8 protein-coding genes are annotated in these 12895 nt (G+C 39.4%); 4 read left to right on the top strand and 4 right to left on the bottom strand.

Features of this window, described 5'->3' with window-relative positions; genetic code table 11:
- The first annotated feature begins 7 nt into the window (after positions 1-7).
- Complete coding sequence (locus AC4BB7_RS17290) at positions 8-727, top strand: glucosamine-6-phosphate deaminase (protein ID WP_490483899.1); 720 nt, start codon at positions 8-10, stop codon at positions 725-727.
- Between the two features lie 47 nt (positions 728-774).
- Here the strand turns inward: AC4BB7_RS17290 and rpoC are convergent, their stop codons facing one another.
- The 3 genes from rpoC to AC4BB7_RS17305 form a co-directional block, all read right to left on the bottom strand.
- On the bottom strand, positions 775-4428 hold the full coding sequence (gene rpoC, locus AC4BB7_RS17295) for a DNA-directed RNA polymerase subunit beta' (protein ID WP_086314679.1): 3654 nt from the start codon (positions 4426-4428) through the stop codon (positions 775-777).
- 158 nt (positions 4429-4586) lie between these two features.
- Positions 4587-8204: a DNA-directed RNA polymerase subunit beta gene (gene rpoB, locus AC4BB7_RS17300; RefSeq protein WP_170923027.1), complete on the bottom strand. Its 3618-nt coding sequence runs from the start codon at positions 8202-8204 to the stop codon at positions 4587-4589.
- A 367-nt stretch (positions 8205-8571) separates the two neighbouring features.
- Complete coding sequence (locus AC4BB7_RS17305) at positions 8572-9144, bottom strand: hypothetical protein (protein WP_086314681.1); 573 nt, start codon at positions 9142-9144, stop codon at positions 8572-8574.
- Between the two features lie 492 nt (positions 9145-9636).
- On the opposite strand from AC4BB7_RS17305, the gene AC4BB7_RS17310 reads away from it, so the two are divergent.
- The 3 genes from AC4BB7_RS17310 to AC4BB7_RS17320 all read left to right on the top strand — a co-directional run bounded on the left by AC4BB7_RS17310 (position 9637) and on the right by AC4BB7_RS17320 (position 12525).
- Positions 9637-10614, top strand: a complete 978-nt coding sequence (locus AC4BB7_RS17310) for an ABC transporter substrate-binding protein (RefSeq protein WP_490483900.1) — start codon at positions 9637-9639, stop codon at positions 10612-10614.
- Between the two features lie 157 nt (positions 10615-10771).
- A complete protein-coding gene (locus AC4BB7_RS17315) occupies positions 10772-11722 on the top strand; it encodes an ABC transporter permease (RefSeq protein ID WP_086314683.1) in 951 nt (316 codons plus the stop codon).
- The gene (locus AC4BB7_RS17320) at positions 11722-12525 is read left to right on the top strand and encodes an ABC transporter ATP-binding protein (RefSeq protein WP_010771951.1); all 804 of its coding nucleotides are present in this window, start codon (positions 11722-11724) and stop codon (positions 12523-12525) included. Before AC4BB7_RS17315 ends, AC4BB7_RS17320 begins: the two co-directional genes overlap by 1 nt.
- 62 nt (positions 12526-12587) lie before the next feature.
- On the opposite strand, the gene AC4BB7_RS17325 is transcribed toward AC4BB7_RS17320, so the two are convergent.
- Positions 12588-12800, bottom strand: a complete 213-nt coding sequence (locus AC4BB7_RS17325; RefSeq protein WP_086315695.1) for a zinc ribbon domain-containing protein — start codon at positions 12798-12800, stop codon at positions 12588-12590.
- Between the last annotated feature and the right edge of the window lie 95 nt (positions 12801-12895).

Genomic DNA, 12895 nt, shown 5'->3' on the forward strand with positions numbered 1-12895 from the left:
CAAAAAAATGAAAATCATCATTGAAGAAAACTACGAAAAAATGAGCCGGGTCGCTGCAAATATTCTACTTGGTAAAATGTACCAACAAAAACGAGTGAACTTAGCTATAACCGCTGGCTCAACACCCGTTAAAATGTATGAATACTTAGTTTCAGATGTAAAAAACAAATCTTATCTTGATAATGTTCATTATTACAACTTCGATGAAATCCCATTTAAACAGAAAAAAGGATATGGTGTAACGATGACAAATCTCAACAACCTATTTTTTAAACCCGCAGAAATTCCTGAGAGCCAGATCCATCCCTTAGACGAAAACAACTACAAAACCCAAGATAAGAGGATTCAACAAGATGGCGGACTAGATTTGATTTTATTAGGAATCGGAGCAGATGGTCATTATTGCGGAAACCTGCCAGGAACAACCAAATTTGAAGATTTAACTTCTTATGTAGGAGAAAATGCTACTGAAAATATGAAAGAGATCTTATTAAGTGAAGTCGGCGGAGATGAAAATGAACGCCCAGACTTTTATGTGACGATGGGACCAAAAAGCGTGATGCATGCAAAAGAAATTGTGCTCTTTGCTACGGGCAAGAAAAAAGCTGCTATCATCAAACGCGCTTTCTTCGGTCCAATCACAAATGAAGTACCCGCTTCTTTATTACAAACACACCCTAATTTAACGATTGTTTTAGATCAAGATGCAGCGTCAGAACTTGATTAAACAAAAAAGGCTTGAAATCGATTGATTTCAAGCCTTTTTATTATCTATTATTTATTCAACTCATTCAAAGCATCTTCAGCAGCCATTTGTGCTTCAATATCAGAGATACTGTAGACATTTTCGCTCGCTACGCCAACTTCTTTTGGTTCCATGTTACGGTAACGAGCCATACCAGTACCAGCTGGGATGATCTTACCGATGATAACATTTTCTTTCAAACCAAGTAATGGGTCTTTTTTACCACGGATCGCAGCATCTGTTAACACACGAGTTGTTTCTTGGAATGACGCAGCAGATAAGAAACTATTTGTTTCTAATGATGCTTTTGTGATTCCTAGCAAGACTGGACGGCTTGTTGCAGGAACGCCGCCGGCTACTAATGTGTCGTAGTTACGATCTTTAAATTCAGCGATATCTAGTAATGTACCTGGTAAGATTTCAGTATCACCTGGATCCATGACACGAACTTTACGAAGCATTTGACGAACCATTACCTCGATATGTTTATCACCGATTTCCACCCCTTGCATACGGTACACACGTTGTACTTCACGCAATAGGTAGTTTTCAACAGATAAAACATCGCGAACTTGTAGTAGTTGTTTAGGATCGATCGAACCTTCTGTCAACGGCTCACCACGATGGATCGTATCGCCTTCAGCAACTTTCATACGAGCTGTATAAGGAACTGTATACGTACGAGTATCTGTTTTCCCTTTGATTGTTACTTCTTTTTGACGTGTTGCAGGATCTTCAGAAATATCGATAACTTCACCGGTAACTTCTGTGATAACTGCTTGTCCTTTCGGATTACGTGCTTCAAAGATTTCTTGGACACGAGGTAGACCTTGAGTAATATCATCTCCGGCAACCCCACCTGTATGGAACGTACGCATTGTTAACTGAGTACCAGGTTCACCGATTGATTGAGCGGCAATTGTACCAACTGCTTCCCCAACTTCAACACCAGAACCAGTTGCTAAGTTACGGCCGTAACAGTGTTTACATACACCATGTTTGGTGTTACATGTAAATACGGAACGGATTGTTACAGTTTCAACACCAGCATCTACGATTTCTCTTGCAAGATCTTCTGAAATCAGTTGATCTTCGCCAATAATCATTTTGCCAGTTTCAGGATGCATCACTGATTTACGAGTGTAACGTCCTAGTAAACGTTCTTCTAAAGGTTCAATGATTTCATTCCCTTCACGAATAGATTGAATCACTAGACCACGGTCAGTTCCACAATCATCTTCACGAATGATAACATCTTGGGCAACGTCAACTAAACGACGAGTCAAGTAACCTGAATCGGCAGTCTTCAAGGCTGTATCGGTCATCCCTTTACGAGCTCCATGGGTAGAGATAAACATTTCCAAGACAGAAAGTCCTTCACGGAAGTTCGAGATGATCGGTAGTTCCATGATACGTCCGTTCGGTGCGGCCATCAGTCCACGCATACCAGCAAGCTGAGTAAAGTTGGAGATGTTACCACGGGCTCCAGAATCTGACATCATGAAGATTGGATTTTTAGCATCCATACTTTCGATCAGTTTTTGTTGGATCTCATCTTTAGCTTTATTCCAAACAGCAATAACACGTTCATAACGTTCGTCATCTGTAATCAGACCACGACGGAATTGTTTCGTGATATTTTCCACTTGTTTATGGGCATCATCGATGATTTCTTGTTTTTCATGCAACACCATGATATCAGCGATACCAACAGTCATACCAGCATGAGTAGAATGTTTATACCCTAAGTCTTTCATTCTATCAAGCATCTTAGAAGTTTCAGTGATATGGAATCTCTTGAATACTTCAGCGATAATATTTCCTAAGTTTTTCTTCTTGAATGGTAAGACTAATTCTTGTGCTTTAATATGCGCAGGAATATCTGTACCAGCTTCTACAAAATAATTGTCAGGTGTTTGTACAGTTAAGTTGTAATCTGTTGGTTCATTCAAGTAAGGGAATTCCACAGGCATGATTTCATTAAAGATAATCTTACCTACTGTTGTGATCAAAATACGTTCTTTTTGCCAATCCGTAAACGGTTTGTCGCCAAGTAAGGTTGTTTGAACACCGATACGTGAGTGTAAATGCACGTATCCATTACGCCATGCTAAAACAGCTTCGTTCATGTCACGGAAGATCATACCTTCCCCTTCACGACCGTCTTCTTCCATTGTTAGGTAGTAGTTACCTAAGACCATATCTTGAGAAGGCGTTACAACTGGTTTACCATCTTTTGGATTCAAAATGTTTTGAGCAGCTAGCATTAACATACGTGCTTCTGCTTGTGCTTCTTCGTTCAATGGAACGTGAACGGCCATTTGGTCTCCATCGAAATCGGCATTGTAGGCTTCACAAACTAATGGGTGAAGACGGATTGCACGACCTTCAACTAACACTGGTTCAAAGGCTTGGATACCAAGTCTGTGTAGTGTAGGTGCTCGGTTAAGCAATACAGGATGCTCTTGAATGACTTCTTCTAAGATATCCCAAACTTCATCTTCTCCGCGCTCGATTTTACGTTTTGCGTTTTTGATGTTTGTTGCGATTTCACGTTGAACTAGTTCACGCATCACAAATGGCTTGAATAATTCAATCGCCATTTCTTTTGGTAAACCACATTGGTACATCTTCAAGTTAGGCCCTACGACGATAACTGAACGACCAGAGTAATCCACACGTTTACCTAGTAAGTTTTGACGGAAACGACCTTGTTTCCCTTTTAGCATATGAGAAAGAGATTTCAATGGACGGTTACCTGGTCCTGTAACAGGACGGCCACGACGACCATTATCGATCAACGCATCGACCGCTTCTTGCAGCATACGTTTTTCATTTTGAACAATGATGTTTGGCGCATTTAAATCTAATAAACGTTTCAAACGATTGTTACGGTTGATTACACGACGGTATAAATCGTTCAAGTCAGAAGTCGCAAAACGACCACCTTCTAATTGAACCATCGGACGTAAATCTGGTGGAATTACAGGAATAACATCCATAACCATCCAGCTTGGTAAGTTTCCAGAGGCACGAAATGCTTCTAAAATGTCCAAACGACGAATTGCACGTGTTCTTTTTTGACCTTGGGCAGATTTCAACTCTTCTTTTAGTTGAGCTACTTCGCCATCTAAGTCAACATTGTCTAATAACTGTTTAACAGCTTCTGCACCCATTGCGGCTGAAAAACCTTGACCATATTGATCACGTTTATCGCGGTACTCACGCTCTGTTAATAGTTGTTTTTTCTCTAAAGAAGTATCTCCAGCATCAATTACTACATAAGATGCAAAGTAAATGATCTCTTCCAACGCACGAGGACTCATGTCTAACACTAGTCCCATACGAGATGGAATGCCTTTGAAATACCAGATATGTGAAACAGGTGCTGCTAACTCGATATGTCCCATACGTTCACGACGAACTTTAGAACGAGTTACTTCTACACCGCAACGGTCACAAACGATACCTTTATAACGAATACGTTTGTATTTTCCACAGGCACATTCCCAGTCTTTAGTTGGACCGAAAATGCGTTCACAGAACAAACCTTCACGTTCAGGTTTTAACGTACGGTAGTTAATCGTTTCGGGTTTCTTTACTTCACCGTAAGACCAGCTTCTGATCTTTTCTGGAGAAGCTAAACCTATTTGCATACTTTCGAATTTATTTACATCGATCAAAAGGGATTCCCTCCATTTCTTGATAGGAAAAGTTAGGGTGAGAAGAAAAATACAGTATTTTTTAATACTCATTTTCTTCCACCAGCTGTCTCAACTCTGTTTTTGCAAAGAGTGTTGAGACAAAACTAACTTGACAATTTTAATAAGACTCTAAACAATTAGTCTTTTGTATCTTCTGCAGTTTCAATTTCTTGTTCAAGAACTGCATCAGCCGCTTCTTTTGCTTCAGCTGCTTCTTTTTCTAATTGTTTCGCTGATTGTTGTTCGGCAAATTTTGTTAGGGCATCAACTGTGATCAAGTCATCATCATCGTCATCCATATCACGTAATTCGATTTCTTGTTCTTCAATGTCCAATACGCGCATATCTAACCCAAGTGATTGTAATTCTTTTACCAATACGCGGAATGATTCAGGTACGCCTGGTTTTGGAATTGGTTCACCCTTGACGATGGCTTCGTATGTTTTCACACGACCAACCACATCATCAGATTTGTACGTTAAAATTTCTTGTAATGTGTAAGCTGCACCGTATGCTTCCAGTGCCCACACTTCCATCTCCCCAAAACGTTGTCCACCAAATTGAGCTTTACCTCCAAGTGGTTGTTGGGTAACAAGTGAGTATGGTCCAATAGAACGGGCATGTAATTTATCATCGACCATGTGGGCCAATTTGATCATGTACATCACACCAACAGAGATGCGGTTATCAAATGGTTCACCTGTACGTCCGTCGTAAAGAACTGTTTTCGCGTCACTAGCCATACCAGCTTCACGAACAGTCTCCCAGACATCATCATCATTCGCACCATCAAATACTGGTGTTGCAATGTGGATACCTAACTGACGAGCAGCCATACCCAAGTGCAATTCTAGTACTTGTCCGATGTTCATACGTGATGGCACCCCTAATGGGTTCAACATGATATCGATCGGTGTACCATCTGGCAAGAACGGCATATCTTCTTCCGGCATAATACGGGATACAACCCCTTTATTACCGTGACGACCGGCCATTTTATCACCTTCGTTGATTTTACGTTTTTGAACGATATATACACGAACTAACATGTTTACGCCTGGAGATAATTCGTCTCCGGCTTCACGAGTAAAGATTTTCACATCATGAACGATCCCGCCGCCACCGTGAGGTACACGTAGAGATGTATCACGAACTTCACGAGCTTTTTCACCAAAGATAGCATGTAGTAAACGTTCCTCAGCAGATAACTCAGTTACCCCTTTAGGCGTTACTTTACCTACTAATAGGTCGCCGTCTTTGACTTCAGCACCGATACGGATAATTCCCATTTCGTCAAGATCTTTCAAAGCATCTTCCCCGACGTTTGGAATTTCACGAGTGATTTCTTCAGGGCCTAATTTTGTATCACGAGCTTCTGATTCATACTCTTCAATATGGATAGAAGTATAGACATCATCTTTCACCAAACGACGGCTCATGATGATCGCATCCTCGTAGTTATACCCTTCCCATGTCATAAATCCGACAAGTACGTTTTGTCCTAAAGCCATTTCTCCTTCTTCCATAGAAGGTCCATCTGCTAATGTATCGCCTTTTTCAACTTTTTCGCCTAAAAGAACGATTGGACGTTGGTTGTAACTTGTACCTGAATTTGAACGACGGAATTTTGTTACCATATATTTATCTAATGCGCCATTGTCACGGCGAACGCGTACTTCTGATGCATCCACATATTCAACGACACCATCATGTTTACATAGTAAAGCGGCACCCGAGTCATGAGCTGACTTGTATTCCATACCAGTTCCCACAAGTGGTGAACGAGGTTGGATCAACGGTACTGCTTGACGTTGCATGTTGGCACCCATCAAGGCACGGTTGGAGTCATCGTTTTCCAAGAAAGGAATACATGCTGTCGCAACTGCTACTACCTGTTTAGGCGAAACGTCCATGTAATCGACTCTATCGATCGTCACTTCAAGGTTTTCACTTTGCAAACGAGCCATTACCAATTCTTCAGCGAACGTTCCATCGTCATTCAAACGTGAGTTTGCTTGCGCTACGATGTAGTGATCCTCTGTGTCGGCAGTTAGGTAATCTACTTTGTCGGTTACTTTTCCTGTAGCACGATCTACACGACGATACGGTGTTTCGATAAATCCAAATTTATTGACTTTAGCATAACTTGACAAGCTATTGATCAATCCGATATTCGGGCCCTCAGGCGTTTCGATCGGACACATACGGCCATAGTGGGAATAGTGAACGTCTCGAACTTCATAGCCGGCACGGTCACGAGTCAAACCACCAGGTCCTAAGGCAGATAGACGACGTTTGTGTGTCAACTCACCTAGAGGATTTGTTTGATCCATGAACTGTGATAACTGAGAAGAACCAAAGAATTCTTTGATACTTGCCACTACTGGACGAATATTGATCAATTGTTGTGGTGTCAATGTTTCAGTATCTTGAATAGACATTCTTTCACGAACCACACGCTCCATACGAGCTAAACCAATACGGAATTGGTTTTGTAGTAATTCACCAACTGAACGAATACGACGGTTTCCTAAGTGATCGATATCATCTACGTTACCGATGTCTTCTTGTAAGTTAAAGAAATAACTCATTGAAGCGACGATATCTGCTGGACGAACAGTCTTCACACTTGTATCAGGATAACCATTACCGATTACGTTAACGATGCGCTCTGGATCTTTTGGAGAAAGAACTTTGATTACTTGAACTGTCATTGGTTCAGTAACTACACCATCTTCACTTGGGTAATACGTTACGCTGTTTAAGCCGTTATCGATATGTTCACCTAATGTTTCCATTACTTGGTGGGTCAATACTGTCCCTTTTTCAACAATGATTTCGCCAGTTTCAGCATCGATCAATGTTTCTCCCAAAGTTAGGTTCAATAAACGAGTTTTTAAATCTAATTTTTTGTTGACTTTGTAGCGACCAACGTTCGCTAAGTCATAACGTTTCGGATCGAAGAAACGAGCGTTCAGTAAGTTACGAGAACTGTCAGCCGTTTTCGGCTCACCAGGTCGAAGGCGCTCATAGATATCTTTCAAGCCTTCTTCAGTACGAGAATCGCTGGCATTTTTGTGTAAATCCTTTTCGATCGTATTACGTAAGCTTAATGTTTCACCAAAAATTTCAAAAATCGTATCGTCAGAGCCAAAACCTAAGGCACGAACTAATACAGTTAAAGGAATTTTACGTGTACGGTCAATACGTACGTAAGAAATGTCTTTCGCATCAGTTTCCATTTCTAACCATGCACCACGGTTAGGGATTACTGTTGAGCCAAAGCCTTCTTTACCATTTTTATCTACTTTTCCATGGAAATAAACACCTGGTGAACGTACTAATTGAGAAACGATAACACGTTCTGCACCATTGATGATAAATGTTCCCATTTCAGTCATTAGAGGGAAATCACCGAAGAATACTTCTTGTGATTTGATTTCTCCAGATTCACGGTTCGTCAATCGTAGAGTAACGTGTAACGGTGCAGAATAGTTTGCGTCATGTGCACGCGCTTCTTCTACCGTATACTTAGGTTCTTTTAATTCATAATCCACAAATTCCAAAGATAAGTTTCCTTGAAAATCATCGATCGGTAAAATGTCCTCAAACATTTCTCTTAATCCTTCATCTAAAAACCATTGGTAAGAGTCTGTTTGAATTTCGATCAAGTTAGGTAACTCTAACACTTCACTGATCCGGGCGAAACTTCTACGTTCGCGGTGTTTTCCGTATTTTACTACGTGTCCAGCCAAGCTCTTCACTCCTCTAATTAAAAGTCTATCAAAACACTAACCGAAAATATTTCTTTAATATTACAAATATTAAATATTTGTAATATTGAGCATTTTTTGCAGTTTTTAGGCAAAAAAAAACCAAAAATAGAATGTGCTCTTGAAAATTTCTCGTGCGTCTCTACTTTTGTTTCCCTATTAAAAACCGGAACGGACAATATTTCGCTCCTGCTTTGTCATTTTTCAGATAGTTTTTGCATCTATATATTGTACTTCCTTCTATAGTAAAAGTCAAGGGTTTCTGAGAGTTTAAAATACTATTTTATTCACAAAAAAAGACACTCGATAAAAACTCAAGTGTCTTTTTCACAGATTCTATTATTTTATCTTACTGAACCGTAGTTTCTCCAGTAATTTCAGCGCCTTCTTTGTCTAAAGTAGCAGAAGTTTTATATTCTTCTTTTTCAAACATTACGTTACCTTCAACTTTTGTTCCATTTAAGACAAAACCATTCGCTTTAACTAAGATATCTCCTTTAACAGTTCCGTTAACGATATTAAAGTTTTCTGTTTCAACAATTAGTTTAGGAACCGTTACTGTATACTCAGCTGTCACTTTTTTATCTGAATCTTGCGCGTATAATGCTAGTTTTCTATAAATATCGCCAGATTTTTCACCTTTATCATGAAACTCACCTGCAACGGTCACATCTTTATCAAACGTCAGATCTGCTGTTGCTGCAACGATCCAATTTCCATCTTTACTTAATGCTTTTTCGATTACTTCTGGTTTATCACTGATTGACGCACCACTTACTGCATCCACACTTGAACTCATTGATGTTTCTGTTTTGCTATCAGACGAACTGTCTTTAGAAGCTTTATTATCACTGTTACATGCACCTAACACCAATACTGTTGCTGCTAATGTTCCTAATGTAATCAATTTTTTCGAAATCATATACATCCTCCTAATTATTTACTATTTATTCAATTAAATAGTAGCATGAAATCGTTTAAATTCACAAAGATATCTATTTCAATGGGTACTATTACGATTAATTTAAAAAATTCACAAAATCACATCCTTTATACGAATGTTCAGAAAATTTAAAATAATCTGTTGACATATGGCTTACTTTTCCTTTATACTAAACACAATTCAATTTGCGGAGGGATTTTTATGACACACTCAATCAACGCACAACTGAATAAAGCTTACTTTAGCTACTTTAGATAGTTTTGTATTCATGCAATCGTGGGTACAAACAGCAAAAACCTGTTTTTGTATCTATGATGGCTAGAGCGCTTTGTATTGAACAAACAGCCACGTAGACAATCCTAAGTGGCGAATAAAGAAGTGTTTACCTACGACTTTTATCAATCCATTTAGGCATATTGTCTGAATGGATTTTTTGTTTTATCAACATCAACTAAAACTGGAGGAATCAGAATGAAAAAGAAACTAGTAGGACTAAGTATCATATCGGCCGTAGCATTATTGGCTCTCGGAGCATGTGGAAATGGAAAAAAAACGGACAGCGGTGCAAATAGTGATAATAAAAAAATCGGTGTTTTACAACCCGTTGAACACGGCTCATTAGATGCTGCATTTGAAGGGTTCAAAGAAGGTTTAGCCGAAAATGGTTTTAAAGAAGGCGACAATTTAACGATTGAATACAGTAATGCCCAAAATGATCAAGCTCAATTAAAAAGCATGAGTGAAAAATTAGTCAAAGAAAAACCAGATCTACTTTTAGGCATTGCCACACCTGCTGCACAATCACTATTAAACGAAACAACAGATATTCCGATCCTAGTCACAGCAGTTACCGACTTAGTCAGCGCTAAATTAGTAAAATCAGATGAAAAACCTGGCGGAAATGTAACTGGAACTACAGATATCGTCCCAATCGACAAACAAATCGCCTTATTGTTGAACATCGTACCAGAGGCAAAAACTGTCGGAATTATGTATAACGCAGGTGAAGCAAATTCTAAAATACAAGCAGACATGGCAGAAAAAGCTTTAAAAGATGCTGGAATCAAGTCAAAAGTTTTAACTGCTAACTCAACCAATGACGTACAGCAAGTAACAACTAGCTTAGCAAAAGACGTCGATGCAATTTACATTCCAACAGACAACACATTTGCTTCGGCTGCAGCTGTCATCGGCGAAGTAGCCAAAGAACATAAAATCCCTGTTATCGCTGGTTCGATCGAGCAAGTAGAAGAAGGCGGATTAGCAACAGTCGGGATCGATTATAAATCACTTGGTAAACAAACAGGTGTCATGGCGGCGAAAATTCTAAAAGGTGAAGCAAAACCAGCTGACATGCCTGTTGAAAAAGCCAAAGACTTAGAACTGTTCGTAAATAAAGACATGGCAAAAGCCTTGGATATTGATCCAGATACTATCAAAGCACCTTAATTGAATTTTGTGAGTGGGACATAACTCTTCGTGTCATATCCCACTCACGTGAAATCAAGATAAACGGTGGGAGCAGAAGCAATTCCTTTTTATTTCTCGGGATTAAGCATTCCTGTCCCAACCTATACATAAAAATTATTGAAAGAAGCTGATTTTATTGTTAGACATATTACTTTCCTCAACCTCTCAAGGTCTTTTATGGTCCTTATTAGCCATCGGAGTCTTTCTGACTTACCGGATTTTAGACATTGCCGATTTAACTACCGAAGGAAGTTTCCCTTTAGGCGGAGCTGTCGCAGCGGTTATTTTAGCGAAAGATCCAACGACTTGGCCTGCACCGATCCAGTCTTTATTTGACCTTCATTATATGATAGCACCAATTGTTGCATTGATCATTGCTTTTATCGCTGGTATGCTAGCGGGACTTGTTTCAGGGCTTTTACACACAAAATTAAAAATCCCCGCTTTATTAGCAGGAATCATTACTATGACTGGACTTTATAGTATCAACTCACGAATCATGGGCGCTCCAAATATTTCATTGATTGGTACAGATTCAATTTTCTCTCATGCTCAGTCATTAGGCTTAACGAAAATCAACAGTGCCATCGTTGTCGGTTTGATCATCGTGCTTTTAGTTATCGTCTTGCTCGTTCTATTCTTCAAAACTGAAATCGGCTTAGCCACTCGTGCAACGGGCGATAATATCGATATGAGTGAGGCTAACGGAATCAAAACAGACAATATGAAGATCATCGGCTATATGCTTTCAAATGGTTGTATTGCGTTGGCTGGCGCTTTGCTTGTACAAAATAATAACTTTGCGGATTTAAACTCAGGAATTGGAACCATCGTTATCGGCCTTGCTTCGATCATCATTGCAGAAGTTCTCTTTAAAAACAAATCATTAGGTCTGCGTTTGATTACGATTGTGATCGGTGCTATTTTGTACCGCTTCATACTAGCTTGCGTTTTAGAATTACGTGTTGATCCAGCAGACTTGAAACTATTCTCCGCGATCATTCTAGTTATTTGTTTATCTTCACCATTGATACAAAAAAAATTAGGACTTTCTAAACTCGGAAAACGTAAAGGAGGCGCAAATTAATGGAGCCTGTATTAACAATCAAAAACTTACACCAATATTTTGAACGTGGAACAGTCAATGAAAATCACGTATTAAAAGGGATTGATTTAACAATCAATCAAGGGGAATTCATTACGATCATAGGTGGAAATGGCGCTGGTAAATCGACGTTATTAAACAGTATCGCAGGTACTTTACCGATTGAAGAAGGCCAATTAGCTTTAAACGGCAAAGACATCACTAAACAGCGCGTTGTCGCTCGCTCCAAACAGATCAGCCGTGTTTTCCAAGATCCTAAAATGGGGACTGCCGTTCGTTTGACTGTGGAGGAAAATATGGCGCTTGCAATGAAACGTGGTAAAAAACGTGGTTTAGGCAACGGCGTTCGCAAAGCGGATCGTACTTTTTTTAAAGAACAGTTAGCTAGTTTAAATTTAGGACTCGAAAATCGTTTAGGTGCAGAAATCGGCTTATTATCTGGCGGTCAACGTCAAGCAATCACCTTACTGATGGCAACGTTGATTCGTCCAGAATTGATATTGTTGGATGAACATACTGCAGCACTTGACCCTAAAACCTCGATCACAGTTATGGAACTGACTGAAAAATTGATTCAAGAGCAAAACCTGACAGCATTTATGGTCACACATGACATGGAAGATGCTATTCGTTATGGCAACCGTTTGATCATGCTTCATCAAGGACAAGTCGTGGTAGATGTGCCTGCTGAGCAGAAAAAAGATTTGACTGTAAATGAATTGATGGACATGTTCCATAAAAATAGCGGCACTGAATTAAAAGATGATCAATTATTATTAGTTTAAATAAAAAAAGGAACCCAATTGCACAATGTAATTGGGTTCCTTTTTTGTTCCTATGGTGGTTATTAACCACCCATTAAAAAGTCTAAAACATTCCAGCCGTCTGATGTTTGCCCACGGTATAGTTCCGTAAAGCCGCATCTTGTACAACTGACCGTAATAAATTTTTTATTTTGCACATCAAATATTTTCGCAAAGTTTCCCCCTGTTGCTTGAAACTGATCGGAAACATAATGTTCATTCCCACACTTATCACAAACATATTGCTGCTTTTCCATCCTTACCCACTCCATCTCTATAAACTCTCTATTCGATGAACAATCAAACACATTGTCCTTCGTTCCTGTCATGTAAGTATAGCAAGCTTTCAAAG

This window comes from Enterococcus sp. AAFC-DPL-5182 (assembly GCF_058216605.1).